Consider the following 14,134-nt stretch of genomic DNA (forward strand, 5'->3'; position numbering starts at 1 on the left):
GTGAGCTGTACCCTGTAGGTGCTGGCGCAGGTTTCGATTTTTTGAGCGTTGGAAGAGCGCAGCCGACGCGGTGTGAAGCGTTACACCCAGCCCATTCTCCATTCTTCTGATGCTTGCAGGCTCTGCCACGCCATGCGTTGGTTGCGTTGGGTGAGCACGGCTTGTAGCTCGATCTCAAGCACGGTGCCTTCTTCGTCACAGAACAGCTGGGTCACCAGAAAGTGCTTTTCGCGATGTTTGGGCTGGGCTGCCGTCCATTTAGACAGCAGCAGTTTGCGCGGATTGATGCGATTCAAGATAAGTGCTCGATCAGTTTTCGGGCGGCCTCTTGACCGCTGAGCCAAGCCCCTTCGACGCGACCCGACAGGCACCAGTCGCCACAGGCATACAGGCCCAGATCAGCGTCCGCCAAGGCGCCCCATTCATGGGCTGATGAGGGACGAGCGTAGAGCCAGCGGTGGGCCAGGGTGAACGTTGGGGCAGGCATGGGGCAGTGCACCAACTCGGCAAAAGCGCCGTGCAACTGCTCGATGACCGCCTCTTTGGGCAGGTCGAGGTTCTGTTTACTCCAGGCGCTGGTTGCGTGCAGCACCCAGGTATCCGGGGTTTTATCGCGGCCGGGTTTGCTGCGGTTGCGGGCTATCCAGTCCAGCGGGCTGCCTTGTACAAAACAGCCTTCCATGGGCGTGTCGAGCGGTGATTCGAATGCCAGGGCGACGGCCCAGGTCGGGTCCATTTTTACGCCGGCCACGGTACTTGCCAGTTTGGGGGCACTGGCGAGCAGGGTAGTTGCCTGAGGCGCAGGGATGGCAACGATGACGTGGCTGAACGGTCCGTGGGTGCATTCATCTGCATCCAGCAAGTGCCAGTGTTTTTCACCCTGGATCAAGTCGGTAATCCGGCATGAAAAGTTCACTTTCAGACGCCCCAGCAAGCCACGGGTAATGGCGCTCATACGTGGCTTGCCGACCCAGCGCACTTGTTCGTCAGGCGAAGAAGTCAGTTGGCCGTCATTGTGGTTGTACAGGTGTGGCGCCCATTCTGCCGCCCAGCCGTTGGCTTGCCATTGCTGGACTTGCTCGACAAATCGGCGGTCGCGTGCAGTGAAGTACTGTGCGCCCAGATCAAGCGAGCCGGCATCACTGCGTTTGCTCGACATGCGCCCCCCGCTGCCTCGACTTTTATCGAACAGATGAACTGCGTAGCCCGCCTTATGCAGTGCGTTGGCGGCTGATAGTCCGGCAATACCGGCCCCGATGATCGCGATAGGTACAGTCATTTTTGGTCTCGTTCCCTGTTTGCACAGACTACGTCTTCTGTAATACCTGTACAAATCTATTTTTTAGTATAGGTTTTAATGCGCCTGCCGACTCAGACTGACCTATTCTTTATAAGGCCAATGGCCCTTTAGTAGGGCTTCTCTTAAAAATAGACCAGTGCTCTGGATAAAACTCCTCACGAGGTTCAACTCATGCACATATTGCTGACCGGCGGTACAGGCTTGATAGGCCGCCAACTGTGTCGTCACTGGCTGGCGCAAGGTCATCGCTTGAGCGTCTGGAGCCGTCATCCTGAACGCGTCAAGCAATTGTGTGGTGCTGAAGTAAGAGGTATCGCACATCTTGTCGAGCTGAGTCACGAGCCGGTGGACGCGGTCATCAACCTGGCCGGTGAGCCGATTGCCGGTGGCCGGTGGACGCGCAAACGCAAGGCGTCGTTGTGGAGCAGCCGAGTCACACTGACGGAAACCCTGTTGGTCTGGCTCGAAAGCCTCGAACAAAAGCCTTCGGTGCTGATTTCGGGATCGGCAGTAGGCTGGTATGGCGACGGCGGCGAGCGCGAATTGAGCGAAGAGTCGCCGCCCGTTACCGAGGATTTTGCCAGCCACTTGTGCATTGCCTGGGAAGAAACTGCCCAACGCGCTCAGGCCATGGGGATTCGTGTGGTGCTGGTTCGCACGGGGCTGGTGCTGGCTGCCGAGGGCGGCTTTTTGTCGCGCCTGTTATTGCCCTTCAAGTTGGGGCTGGGAGGCCCGGTGGGCAATGGCCGGCAGTGGATGCCCTGGATTCATATCAAAGACCAAATTGCCCTGATTGATTTTCTTGTGCATGAGAGTGCGGCATCGGGTCCTTATAATGCCTGCGCGCCGCACCCGGTACGCAACGCTGAGTTCGCCAAAACCTTGGGTCGCGTGTTACACCGTCCCGCTTTTATGCCTGCCCCGGCTTTTGCCTTGCGCTTGGGGCTGGGTGAGATGTCAGAGTTATTGTTGGGTGGCCAGCGGGCAATACCCGCCCGATTACTGGCGGCCGGTTTCACCTTTCAGTTCACCGATTTGCGTGCGGCTCTAGACGATCTGTCCGCCCGCCTCTGAAATAGGATGTTGCATGACTGAGCACGCGTTGTTACTGGTTAACCTGGGCTCGCCCGCGTCTACTTCGGTAGCGGATGTACGCAGCTACCTGAACCAGTTTTTGATGGACCCGTACGTCATCGACCTGCCGTGGCCGGTTCGTCGATTGTTGGTGTCTTTGATCCTGATCAAGCGCCCCGAACAGTCCGCGCATGCGTATGCCTCTATCTGGTGGGAAGAGGGCTCGCCGCTGGTAGTGTTGAGCCGCCGTTTGCAACAGGCCATGACCCAAGAGTGGACCAAAGGTCCGGTCGAGTTGGCGATGCGCTATGGCGAGCCATCGATTGAGACTGTGCTCACGCGTCTGGCGTCTCAAGGCATCAGCAAAGTCACGCTGGCGCCGTTGTACCCACAATTTGCCGACAGCACTGTGACCACGGTGATCGAAGAAGCGAAGCGGGTGGTGAAGGCCAAAAAGCTGTCGATGCAGTTCTCGATTGTGCAGCCGTTTTACGATCAGCCTGAATACCTTGAGGCGTTGGTCGCGAGCGCCAAACCGCACCTGGAGCAGGAGTACGACCACCTGCTGCTGAGCTTTCACGGCTTGCCGGAGCGGCACTTGCACAAGCTGGATCCGACCGGTAATCACTGTTTCAAAAATGCAGACTGCTGCCAGAACGCATCGCCTGAGGTATTGGCGACGTGCTACCGGGCGCAATGCTTGCGTACCGCCGAGACGTTTGCCGAGCGCATGGGGTTGCCTGCAGGCAAGTGGTCGGTCGCGTTTCAATCGCGGCTGGGTCGGGCCAAATGGATCGAGCCTTACACCGAGGCGCGTCTGGATGCGTTGGCTAAAGAGGGCGTAAAGAAAATGCTGGTGATGTGCCCGGCGTTTGTGGCCGATTGCATCGAGACCCTTGAAGAGATCGGTGATCGCGCACGCGAGCAGTTTATTGAGGCGGGGGGCGAGGAGTTGGTGCTGGTGCCGTGTCTCAATGACAACCCTGAGTGGGCGGCGGCATTGAACACCTTGTGTGAAAGAGCGCCGTTGGCGCTGTAAGTGAACCTTTAGGAGCGAGCTTGCCTCGCGATCTTTTAAAAGGTCAAAAGATCGCGAGCCAGCTCACTCCTGCAAGGGTGTTGCGGGCCAAGCCAATTTAGATAATCGGCGTGTCACCTTTTTTCTTTTTCCAGCTGTCATTGCCCGGCAGTATCAGGTTGAGCGCAATCGCCACGATGGCGCACAGCGCGATGCCTTTGAGGCCGAAGTCTTCTGGGCCCATCCCTGTGCCGATTAGCACGCCGCCAATCCCGAAGACCAACGTTACCGAGACAATCACCAGGTTGCGCGCTTCGCTCAGGTCGACCTGATGGCGGATCAGGGTGTTCATCCCGACCGCAGCAATCGAACCGAACAGCAGGCACAGGATCCCTCCCATCACCGGCACTGGAATGCTTTGCAGCAATGCGCCGAACTTGCCGATAAACGCCAGACTGATGGCGAAGATTGCCGCCCAGGTCATGATTTTCGGGTTGTAGTTCTTGGTCAGCATCACTGCGCCTGTCACTTCGGCGTAGGTGGTGTTGGGTGGGCCGCCCAGTAAGCCAGCCGCCGTGGTGGCAATCCCGTCACCGAACAGGGTGCGGTGCAAGCCAGGCTTTTTCAGGTAGTCGCGACCGGTCACGCTGCCTACGGCAATCACGCCGCCAATGTGTTCAATGGCCGGGGCCAGGGCCACGGGGACGATAAACAGAATCGCCTGCCAGTTGAACTCGGGGGCTGTGAAGTGCGGCAGTGCAAACCACGGCGCTGCGGCGATTTTGGCTGTGTCGACCACGCCGAAATAAAACGCCATCGAAAAACCAACCAGTACACCCGCAATGATCGGCACCAGGCGGAAGATGCCTTTGCCGAACACGGCCACGATCAAGGTGGTCAGCAAGGCTGGCATCGAGATCATCATGGCGGTTTGGTAGTGGATCAGCTCGGTGCCATCTTCAGCGCGGCCCATGGCCATGTGCGCGGCAATGGGGGCCATCGCCAGACCGATGGAGATAATCACTGGGCCAATCACCACGGGTGGTAACAGACGATCAATAAAACCGGTGCCTTTAAGCTTTACCGCGAAACCCAGAAAGGTGTACACGAAACCGGCTGCCATCACGCCGCCCATGGTCGCGGCCAGGCCGAATTGACCTTTGGCGAGAATGATCGGGGTAATGAAAGCGAAACTCGACGCCAGAAAGACCGGCACCTGGCGCCGGGTCACGATCTGGAACAGCAGAGTCCCGAGACCCGCCGTGAACAGTGCAACGTTAGGATCGAGGCCGGTAATCAAAGGCATCAACACCAACGCGCCGAACGCCACGAAGAGCATCTGCGCGCCAGAGATGATCTGGCGCCAGAGCGGGTCGTTGAACTCGTCCTGCATGTTAAACGTCCTTTTGCTTGGTGCCGAAGATCTTGTCGCCAGCGTCGCCCAGGCCCGGAATGATGTAGCCGTGTTCGTTCAGGCATTCATCAATAGAGGCGGTGTAGATGGTCACGTCAGGGTGAGCCGCTTCAACTGCGGCGATACCTTCAGGTGCTGCAACCAGCACCATGGCGCGGATGTCTTTGCAGCCGGCTTTTTTCAGCAGGTCAATGGTCGCAACCATCGAGGAACCGGTGGCCAGCATCGGGTCGATAATCATCGCCAGGCGTTCGTTGATTTCTGGAACCAACTTTTCAAGGTAGGTATGGGCCTGCAAGGTTTCTTCGTTGCGGGCAATACCGACGGCGCTGACTTTGGCGCCAGGAATCAGGCTGAGCACACCCTCAAGCATGCCAATACCGGCGCGCAGGATAGGCACGACAGTAATTTTTTTACCCGCAATTTTTTCAACCTGAACAGTGCCGCACCAGCCCTGAATGTCGTAAGTTTCGAGTTGCAGGTCTTTAGTCGCTTCATAGGTCAGCAGCGCGCCAACTTCCTGAGCAAGCTCTCGGAAGTTCTTCGTGCTAATGTCTGCGCGACGCATAAGGCCGAGTTTGTGACGGATCAGTGGATGACGGATCTCGCGAATAGGCATGTTAAAAGCTCCGGGGGGCAGGCAAAAAAAGCGGCCTAGATTAATCTAATCCGGGGTGATGTCCTACAGACATTAGTGCACGTTAGTCCATAAATGCTTGATCTGAGCCATGCGGATGCGTACCTTTGCCCGCTTTTCTTGTGCAACCCCCCCTGGAGAGCGTCATGTCTGCTGATCTCGAGCATATCCGTCAAGTCATGCGAGAGGCTGACTGCCTGTACACCGAAGCTGAAGTTGAGGCAGCCATTGCCCGCATTGGCGCGCAGATCACGGCCGAAATGGCCGAGACCAATCCAGTGGTATTTTGTGTGATGAACGGCGGCCTTATTTTTGCCGGCAAGCTGCTCACTCACCTCAAATTCCCGCTTGAGTCGTCTTACCTGCACGCGACCCGCTACCGCAATCAAACCAGCGGTGGCGACCTGTTCTGGAAAGCCAAGCCAGAAGTGTCCTTTATGGACCGTCACGTGCTGATCATCGATGACATCCTTGATGAAGGTCACACGCTGAGCGCGATCGTTGATTTCTGTAAGCACGCGGGCGCCCGTCAGGTGCACACTGCGGTGCTGATCGACAAAGACCACGACCGCAAAGCGAGCCCGGACTTGAAAGCCGACTACGCCGGTCTGCCGTGCATTGACCGTTATATTTTCGGCTACGGCATGGATTACAAAGGTTACTGGCGTAATGCTGCCGGCATTTATGCCGTTAAAGGTATGTAAGCAAGGCTGTTGAAGCTTTCTTGCGGGGGAGCTTCAAACCCTAAGGCACATGGATTAGCCACTTAACGACCTCACACGAGCGTGCTGACATGCTGGCTATCTTCTTTCAGACACTCTCGATTACCGCTCCCGTGTTTGCCATGTTGTTCATGGGCATCGTGCTCAAGCGCGTGGGGTGGATCAACGACAACTTTATCCACACAGCGTCGGCATTGGTGTTCAACGTCACCATGCCGGCGTTGTTGTTTCTGGGCATTGTGCATGCCGATCTCAGGGCCGCCATGCAGCCCAAAGTGCTGGCCTATTTCACGGCGGCTACGCTGCTCAGCTTTGCGTTGGCGTGGGGCTGGGCGATGTGGCGCTGCCCGCGCGAAGACCGTGGCATTTACACCCAAGGCGCTTTTCGCGGCAATAACGGGGTCGTGGGCCTCGCATTGGCTGCCAGCATGTACGGCGACTACGGCATTTCACTGGGTGCGGTACTCGCGGGGCTGGTGATATTGCTGTTCAACACGCTGTCGACCATTGTGCTGGCGGTGTACAGCCCGGTGATCAAGTCCGACCCGTGGAGCATCTGCAAAAGTGTGTTCAAAAACCCGCTGATCATCAGCGTGCTGGCGGCGGTCCCGTTTGCAGTGTTCAAAATACGTCTGCCCGGTTGGCTACAGGCGTCGGGCGAGTACCTGGCGTCAATGACCTTGCCGCTGGCGCTGATTTGCATTGGTGGCACGCTGTCGCTGGTCAGCTTGCGCAAAAGCGGCAACTTGGCGCTGAGTGCGAGCCTGGTCAAAATGATCAGCCTGCCGTTTCTGGCAACGCTGGGTGCATGGCTCTGCGGCTTTCGCGGGCCGGAACTGGGCACCTTGTTTCTCTATTTCGCCAGCCCGACGGCTGCCGCCAGCTATGTCATGGCGCGGGCGGCCAATGGCAATCATGAACTGGCAGCCTCGATTATCGTGATCACTACCTTGATGGCAGCGATCACGACCAATATCGGGATTTTTGTGTTGCAGTGGGGTGGTTGGATTTAGCCTTCGACTGGATCCGTCAGGTTCTTGCACGCAGGTTCGATTTGTTTGGGGGGCCAGGTGGGGTAGGTCTCGGGCAACACCTGAACCGGTGTACTGACCACCAGGCCGTCTGCCATCGTGGCTTCAACATAGGTCGCGCTCCAGCCTTCATCAGGTGTGAGCAGGCTTACGTCCAGGTTTTTACCGGCGGGTAGGTCAAGCTCAGTGGCTTGGTAAGTGATGCCGCAAGGCTGGCGGAAGTCGCGATCATCAGGGTTGTAGGCGCGCCATTGAACCAGTTTGGTCGGGCGTTCAGAGAAGCGCATGGCCAGATTCACGCCTCCAGTGTGTGGCTGTGCATCACTTTTCAAGCTGGGCAATGGGCGCTTTTGTTGCAGGCGGTTGGTAAAACTGATCAGTGAGTTTTCTACAAACGCCTTGATCCCGTAATGGCTGGCATTAGGGGCAACGCGGAGCATTTTTTCGCCGGGCAATGCATCGAAATATAACCGCGCATTGTCTGGCAGGAAAAAGTCATCACTGCTGGCGTTGACGATATATTTCGGAATGCTCAGCCGGTTGTCTTCAGCGCCCGTTGCGTAGAGGAGCGGGTCTTCTATCTGCATCAGCTTTGCAAAATTGTCCGAGTCTAGCTGCTGCGTAATGCTTTCGTGATGGTAGGCGTTGAATGCGAGCGGCCAGCTTTTGCCGTAAGCGTTGAGGGTGTGCTTCAAGATTGCGTGAGTATTGAGGATATCGATCACAAAGGGCGCTATGGCACTCACGCGGGTGTCTGTGAGTGCGGCCATCCAGACCGCCCAGCCTCGTTTGGAGGCTCCCGAAGCGATAAAACGATCAACCTGCCAGGGCTTGAGTTCTTGCTGTGCCAGATCCATGGCTTTAACCAGCGATTGCATCATGGGGATGTGCAGTGAGAGAAACGGCCGGTTTTCAGGTGCTTGTAAAAACAGCTTCCAGCTATGCGCCACGCTGTCGTCTTCACGTCGTGGTATGCCGTCATCGCTGTAGGTCAGGAACTGGTTAGGGACATTGCTGACGGAGATCACGATGGTCTGCGTTTGGCGGGCAATGGTCAGCGCCATGTCTTCGGTAAAGTCTGTAGGCTCTTGCACAGGTTTTTCAGCGGTCGGGATGCGGGTTCCGTTGTTGGCTACCAGCAACGCCTGGCCGGGCATGGCGGCTTCTGGAATGTAAATGTCGACGGTGTGGGTCCAGGTCGCAGGGCTTGTGAAACCATGACCTGTCCATGTCTGGGATTTCAATTCGAAGCGGCGTTTTTCAACCTGGGGGAAAGCCGTCGATTGGATGAACGTATAGTCCAGCGGCTGATTGGCTTCGGCCTGTTGGTAGCAACTCAGAACCTTGTTGAAGTTCTGGCCGCTGTTTTCAAAACAGGTCATTGCGCTATCGGGTGGGGAAGCGTAGCTGCAACCACTGACGAGTATGAAAGGCAGTAGCAGCAAGGCGAGGTTACTGAGTGAAGGCATCGTCGTCTCGTTAAACGCTCGGAACGCGGAGCTCGCGTCGGTTCCAGCCTTTTTACGCGAACTCACTGACGCCTTCTGTCAGACACGTCTAGCTGTTGTGTGGGTTTTGTTGCTTGGCAGGTACGTAAGTGTCGATCACTTCCTGCGCGGCCCGAAAGGCATCAATCGCTGCTGGCACTCCGGCATAGACCGCGCAATGCAGCAGCGCTTCACGGATTTCCTCGACTGTGCAGCCGTTGTTCAAGGCGCCGCGTACGTGGCCTTTGAGCTCTTGCGGGCACTTGAGCGCGGTGAGGGTCGCGAGGGTGATCAGGCTTCGGGTTTTCAACGCTAAGCCGCCACGGTTCCACACGCCCCCCCAGGCGTGCTCGTTGACGAAGTCTTGCAGCGGTTGAGTGAACTCGGTGGCGTTGCCCAGTGCGCGGTCGACAAACTCGTCGCCCATGACCTGGCGGCGCATTTCAATGCCGGATTTCTTAGTGTCCATCGCAAAACTCCTCAGTGTTGTCGACGCCACGCGCGCAGGGTACTGAACAGCAGAAACACCAGCAGCGCCGGCAAGATGTAAAACAGCATCAGGTGTTCGAGCTTGCTTGCCAGCGGCATGCCGGTGGTGAACGACACCACGTGCAATGCATACGCCAGGTACAGCCCCAGAAACAGCAGGCCCTCGGCACGTGTGACGCGGTAGCCGGTGTAGAACACGGGCAGGCACAACACGGCAACGCTCAGCATGACCGGCAAGTCGAAGTCCAGGGCATTGGGCGAGACCGACAGCGGTTCGGGCGCCAATAAAGCAGTAAGGCCCAGTACGCCGAGCAAATTGAAGACGTTGCTGCCGATCACGTTGCCGACGGCAATTTCGCGCTGGCCGCGAAAGGCCGCAATCAGTGAAGTGGCCAGTTCTGGCAAGGAGGTGCTGACGGCAATGATGGTCAGGCCGATGATGCGCTCGGACAGGCCCAGTTCGGTGGCCACTTCGACGGCAGCACCCAGCAGCAGATGCCCGGCGGCGCCCAATAGCAACAGGGCGATGAGCATCAGTACGACGTTGTGTAGCCATGAGGTGCGTGGCCGGTCGTGGCTGACATGGTGGTGGCCGCTGTGGCGCGATTGGCGCAGTAGCAGGCCCAGATAGATCAGCAGGCTGCCAAGCAAGATGGCGCCAGCCAGGCGGTTGAATGGGGTGGTCAATGCCAGTCCGTACACCAGCCCGCTGGCGATGATCATCAGCGGGATGTCCAGGCGCACCAGTTGGCGAGACACGCGCAACGGAATGATCAGCGCAGAGAGCCCGAGTGTGACCAGGATGTTGAAGATGTTGCTACCGATCACGCTACCGACGGCAATGTCCGGGGTATCGTTGAAGGCGGCTTGCAGGCTGACGGTCATCTGGGGGGCGCTGCTGCCGAGCGCAACCACGGTCAAACCGACTAATAAGGGGCGAACCTTTAGATTGGCGGCCATGCGCACGGCGCAAAGCACCAGCAACTCGGCGCCGGCAATCAGCATGACGAGGCCGCAGAGTAATTGCAGCAGGTTCCACGGTGATAAAGCGCTCAAGCCCAAAATAGTGACTCACTCAGTCGGTTAATCACTCAAGCCCCGAACCCGGACTTTGGCGGTGCCGTTGCTCAGCATACCCAACTGTTGGGCTGCCTGGCGTGAAAGATCGATCAGACGGCCACGGGTATGCGGGCCGCGATCATTGACGCGCACCACCACCGATTTGTCGTTGCCCAGGTTGGTGACCCGCACGCGAGTGCCGAATGGAAGATCGCGATGGGCTGCGGTGAGAGCATTTTGATCGAAAGGTTCGCCGCTGGCCGTACGCTTGCCGTGATGCCGAGCGCCGTAATAAGAGGCAACGCCGGTTTCGTCATAGCTGCGAGGGTCTATGTCATGGCTGGCGCAGCCGACGAGCAAGCTGAGCAGGGCGCAGGCGCCGAGTAGCCGCTTCATGAGGGATCCTTTTATTGCTAATCGGGCGCATCTCATCCCAAGGCGCGAATTGCTCGCGATCTCTTAAAAGATCAAAAGATCGCGAGCAAGCTCGCCCCTACGGGGTGAGTTGCGTTGATTTAGCCTTCGAGCTTGCTTTTCAGCAGTTCGTTGACTTGTTGCGGGTTGGCTTTGCCTTTGGACGCTTTCATCGCCTGACCCACGAAGAAGCCAAACATTTTGCCGCGTTTGGCTTCATCCGCCGCGCGGTATTGCTCGACTTGCTCAGCGTTGGCCGCCAACACTTCATCCAGCACCTTTTCAATGGCGCCGCTGTCGGTCACTTGCTTGAGGCCTTGCTTGTCGATGACTTCATCGGCAGTGCCTTCGCCATTGGCCATCGCTTCAAACACGACCTTGGCGATTTTGCCGGAGATGGTGTTGTCCTTGATGCGCAGCAGCATGCCGCCCAGCAGCTCAGCGCTGACCGGCGACTGGTCGATGTCCAGGCCTTGTTTGTTGAGCAGGCTGCCCAACTCAACCATGACCCAGTTAGCCGCCAGTTTGGCGTCGCCGCTGATGCTCACGACATGCTCGAAGTAGTCTGCTTGTTCGCGGCTCGAAGCCAGTACGCTGGCGTCGTAGGCGGACAATCCGAACTGCGACTGGAAGCGCTCGCGTTTTTGCGGTGGCAGTTCTGGCAGGGTGGCGCGCACGTCTTCGATGAACGAGTCTTCGATGACCACTGGCAGCAGGTCCGGGTCGGGGAAGTAACGGTAGTCGTTGGCTTCTTCTTTGCTGCGCATGGCGCGGGTTTCGTCTTTGTTCGGGTCATACAGGCGGGTTTGCTGAATGACCTTGCCGCCGTCTTCGATCAACTCGATCTGGCGCTGTACTTCGCTGTTGATCGCCTTCTCGATAAAGCGGAACGAGTTGACGTTTTTGATCTCGCAGCGGGTGCCGAACTCGGCCTGGCCGACCGGACGTACCGACACGTTGCAGTCGCAGCGCAGCGAGCCTTCAGCCATGTTGCCGTCGCAGATGCCCAGGTAGCGCACCAGCGCGTGCATGGCTTTCACGTAGGCAACCGCTTCTTTGGCGCTGCGCATGTCGGGTTCGGAAACGATTTCAAGCAGAGGCGTGCCGGCACGGTTTAAGTCGATACCGGTGGAGCCGCTGAAGTCTTCGTGCAGGCTTTTGCCCGCATCTTCTTCCAGGTGCGCACGGGTAATGCCGACCCGCTTGACGGTGCCGTCTTCCAGGGTGATGTCCAAATGGCCTTTACCGACGATCGGCAACTCCATCTGGCTGATCTGGTAGCCCTTCGGCAGGTCCGGATAGAAGTAGTTCTTGCGCGCAAACACGTTGTGCTGGCCGATTTCGGCATCAACCGACAGACCGAACATGACGGCCATGCGCACGGCTTCCTGGTTCAGGACCGGCAATACACCCGGCATGCCGAGATCAACCAGGCTGGCCTGGGTGTTCGGCTCAGCGCCAAAGGTGGTGGCGCTACCGGAGAAAATCTTTGATTGGGTGGCGAGCTGGGAGTGAATTTCCAGCCCGATCACAACTTCCCATTGCATATGTTTCTCCTCAGAAGCCGGCAGGTGAGCGCGTGTGCCAGTCAGTGTTCAACTGATACTGGTGAGCGACATTAAGCAAGCGACCTTCCTGGAAGTAAGGCGCAAGCAACTGCACGCCGACTGGCAAGCCATCGACAAAACCGGCTGGCATCGACAGGCCCGGCAGGCCCGCGAGGTTGGCGGTAATGGTGTACACGTCTTCCAGATAGGCAGAAACCGGATCGCTGTTTTTGGCGCCGATTTTCCAGGCCGGGTTAGGCGTGGTTGGGCCGAGGATGATGTCGACTTCGTTGAAGGCTGCCATGAAGTCGTTTTTGATCAGGCGACGGATTTTTTGCGCTTGCAGGTAGTAAGCGTCGTAGTAACCGGCCGAAAGGGCGTAGGCGCCAACCAGAATCCGGCGTTGTACTTCCGGGCCGAAGCCTTCGGCGCGCGAGCGCTTGTACAGGTCGGTCAGGTCTTTCGGGTCTTCACAGCGATGGCCGAAGCGCACGCCGTCAAAACGCGACAGGTTGGAGGATGCCTCGGCTGGCGCGATCACGTAGTACGCAGGAATCGCGTGCTGCATGTTCGGCAGGCTGATGGTCTTGATCACGGCGCCGAGCTTTTCGAGCTCTTTGATGCTGTTGTGCACCAGCTCGGCAATGCGCGGGTCGAGGCCTTCGCTGAAGAACTCGCTCGGCACGCCAATTCGCAGGCCCTTAAGCGAACCATTGAGATCAGCGCTGAAGTCCGGAACCGGTTCGTCGATGCTGGTGGAGTCTTGAGGATCGAAGCCCGCCATGCCTTGTAACAAAATTGCGCAGTCTTCAGCTGTGCGTGCCAACGGACCGCCCTGATCAAGGCTGGAGGCATAAGCGATCATGCCCCAGCGTGAAACACGACCGTACGTCGGTTTCAGGCCCGTGAGGTTAGTCAGGGCTGCCGGTTGGCGAATCGAGCCGCCGGTATCGGTGCCGGTTGCTGCCGGTAACAGACGAGCGGCAACGGCTGCGGCCGAACCGCCCGACGAACCGCCAGGGACGTGCTCAAGGTTCCACGGGTTTTTGACCGCCCCGTAGTAGCTTGATTCGTTGGCCGAGCCCATCGCGAACTCGTCCATGTTGGTCTTGCCCAGGCTGACAGCGCCCGCAGCAGCCAGCTTGGCGACCACGGTGGCGTCGTAAGGTGCCTTGAAGTTGTCGAGCATCTTCGAGCCACAGCTGGTGCGCACGCCTTGGGTGCAAAACAGGTCTTTGTGAGCGATCGGCGCGCCCAGCAATGCGCCGGTTTCACCGTTGGCGCGACGTACGTCAGCGGCCTTGGCCTGCGCTAGCGCAAGGTCTTCGGTGAGGGTGATGAAGCTATTGAGCTGAGGATCGAGCTGCGCGATACGCGCCAGCAAGGTCTTGGTGAGCTCTTCGGAAGAAAACTTTTTATCGGCGAGTCCGCGGGCGATCTCGGCCAGAGTCAATTGATGCATGCAGGCTCTTTCCCTTTACTCGATGACTTTCGGAACCAGATAGAGGCCGTTTTCGACCGCTGGTGCGATGGACTGGTAAGCCTCGCGATGATTGCTTTCAGTCACGACGTCGGCGCGCAGGCGCTGGCTGGCTTCCAGTGGGTGGGCCAGAGGCTCGATGCCGTTGGTATCGACAGCCTGCATCTGATCAATCAGCCCCAGAATGCTATTAAGGGCTTCGGTGGTGCGTGGGATATCGGCATCATTGAGACCCAGACGGGCCAAATGTGCGATTTTTTCCACGTCGGAGCGTTCAAGCGCCATGGGATTCTCCAGTGGAAAACAGGACGGATGCTATCCGTGTGTTAGATTGTCGGAACACTACCGCATTTCTACGGTCATAAGGCCGCGATTGTGGGGGTTGGTGCACGGAAAAGCGGTCAATTTAACATATTGGCGCCTTGCCCAAAATCCCTGTCGTTGTTAGAGTTTGCCGCACTT

General features: G+C 57.8%; 15 protein-coding genes. 4 read left to right on the top strand and 11 right to left on the bottom strand.

Features of this window, described 5'->3' with window-relative positions; translation table 11 throughout:
* Window positions 1–80: 80 nt before the first annotated feature.
* Complete coding sequence (locus ACIQYF_RS08750) at window positions 81–296, bottom strand: TIGR02450 family Trp-rich protein (protein WP_402859591.1); 216 nt, start codon at window positions 294–296, stop codon at window positions 81–83.
* A complete protein-coding gene (locus ACIQYF_RS08755; protein WP_402859594.1) occupies window positions 293–1,279 on the bottom strand; it encodes an NAD(P)/FAD-dependent oxidoreductase in 987 nt (328 codons plus the stop codon). Before ACIQYF_RS08755 ends, ACIQYF_RS08750 begins: the two co-directional genes overlap by 4 nt.
* Before the next feature lie 192 nt (window positions 1,280–1,471).
* Here ACIQYF_RS08755 and ACIQYF_RS08760 point away from each other — a divergent pair, with 192 nt between their 5' ends.
* Together ACIQYF_RS08760 and hemH are read left to right on the top strand one after the other, a co-directional pair.
* Window positions 1,472–2,374, top strand: a complete 903-nt coding sequence (locus ACIQYF_RS08760) for a TIGR01777 family oxidoreductase (RefSeq protein ID WP_402859597.1) — start codon at window positions 1,472–1,474, stop codon at window positions 2,372–2,374.
* A gap of 13 nt (window positions 2,375–2,387) precedes the next feature.
* Complete coding sequence (hemH, locus tag ACIQYF_RS08765) at window positions 2,388–3,413, top strand: ferrochelatase (RefSeq protein WP_402859600.1); 1,026 nt, start codon at window positions 2,388–2,390, stop codon at window positions 3,411–3,413.
* A 97-nt stretch (window positions 3,414–3,510) separates the two neighbouring features.
* Here the strand turns inward: hemH and ACIQYF_RS08770 are convergent, their stop codons facing one another.
* Both ACIQYF_RS08770 and upp read right to left on the bottom strand, forming a co-directional pair.
* Window positions 3,511–4,785 carry a uracil-xanthine permease family protein gene (locus ACIQYF_RS08770; protein WP_402859603.1) on the bottom strand — a complete coding sequence of 425 codons (1,275 nt, stop codon included), beginning with the start codon at window positions 4,783–4,785 and terminating at the stop codon, window positions 3,511–3,513.
* 1 nt (window position 4,786) lies between these two features.
* On the bottom strand, window positions 4,787–5,425 hold the full coding sequence (upp, locus tag ACIQYF_RS08775) for a uracil phosphoribosyltransferase (protein WP_402859606.1): 639 nt from the start codon (window positions 5,423–5,425) through the stop codon (window positions 4,787–4,789).
* 164 nt (window positions 5,426–5,589) lie between these two features.
* Here upp and ACIQYF_RS08780 point away from each other — a divergent pair, with 164 nt between their 5' ends.
* Complete coding sequence (locus ACIQYF_RS08780) at window positions 5,590–6,147, top strand: hypoxanthine-guanine phosphoribosyltransferase (protein ID WP_402859609.1); 558 nt, start codon at window positions 5,590–5,592, stop codon at window positions 6,145–6,147.
* 89 nt (window positions 6,148–6,236) lie between these two features.
* The gene (locus tag ACIQYF_RS08785; protein ID WP_402859612.1) at window positions 6,237–7,178 is read left to right on the top strand and encodes an AEC family transporter; all 942 of its coding nucleotides are present in this window, start codon (window positions 6,237–6,239) and stop codon (window positions 7,176–7,178) included.
* Here ACIQYF_RS08785 and ACIQYF_RS08790 read toward each other — a convergent pair.
* The 7 genes from ACIQYF_RS08790 to gatC all read right to left on the bottom strand — a co-directional run bounded on the left by ACIQYF_RS08790 (window position 7,175) and on the right by gatC (window position 13,957).
* The gene (locus tag ACIQYF_RS08790; RefSeq protein WP_402859615.1) at window positions 7,175–8,665 is read right to left on the bottom strand and encodes a PhoPQ-activated pathogenicity-related family protein; all 1,491 of its coding nucleotides are present in this window, start codon (window positions 8,663–8,665) and stop codon (window positions 7,175–7,177) included. The genes ACIQYF_RS08785 and ACIQYF_RS08790 overlap by 4 nt on opposite strands.
* Before the next feature lie 88 nt (window positions 8,666–8,753).
* On the bottom strand, window positions 8,754–9,152 hold the full coding sequence (locus tag ACIQYF_RS08795) for a carboxymuconolactone decarboxylase family protein (RefSeq protein ID WP_402859618.1): 399 nt from the start codon (window positions 9,150–9,152) through the stop codon (window positions 8,754–8,756).
* A gap of 11 nt (window positions 9,153–9,163) precedes the next feature.
* The gene (locus tag ACIQYF_RS08800; protein ID WP_402860126.1) at window positions 9,164–10,204 is read right to left on the bottom strand and encodes a calcium/sodium antiporter; all 1,041 of its coding nucleotides are present in this window, start codon (window positions 10,202–10,204) and stop codon (window positions 9,164–9,166) included.
* Between the two features lie 51 nt (window positions 10,205–10,255).
* A complete protein-coding gene (locus ACIQYF_RS08805) occupies window positions 10,256–10,627 on the bottom strand; it encodes a septal ring lytic transglycosylase RlpA family protein (protein ID WP_402859621.1) in 372 nt (123 codons plus the stop codon).
* Window positions 10,628–10,746: 119 nt separating this feature from the next.
* Window positions 10,747–12,192: an Asp-tRNA(Asn)/Glu-tRNA(Gln) amidotransferase subunit GatB gene (gatB, locus tag ACIQYF_RS08810; RefSeq protein WP_402859624.1), complete on the bottom strand. Its 1,446-nt coding sequence runs from the start codon at window positions 12,190–12,192 to the stop codon at window positions 10,747–10,749.
* Window positions 12,193–12,202: 10 nt separating this feature from the next.
* Complete coding sequence (gatA, locus tag ACIQYF_RS08815) at window positions 12,203–13,654, bottom strand: Asp-tRNA(Asn)/Glu-tRNA(Gln) amidotransferase subunit GatA (protein ID WP_402859627.1); 1,452 nt, start codon at window positions 13,652–13,654, stop codon at window positions 12,203–12,205.
* A gap of 15 nt (window positions 13,655–13,669) precedes the next feature.
* Complete coding sequence (gene gatC, locus ACIQYF_RS08820) at window positions 13,670–13,957, bottom strand: Asp-tRNA(Asn)/Glu-tRNA(Gln) amidotransferase subunit GatC (RefSeq protein ID WP_019408858.1); 288 nt, start codon at window positions 13,955–13,957, stop codon at window positions 13,670–13,672.
* Window positions 13,958–14,134: the final 177 nt, after the last annotated feature.

It is taken from the genome of Pseudomonas sp. NPDC096917 (genome assembly GCF_044762555.1).
Lineage (GTDB): Bacteria > Pseudomonadota > Gammaproteobacteria > Pseudomonadales > Pseudomonadaceae > Aquipseudomonas.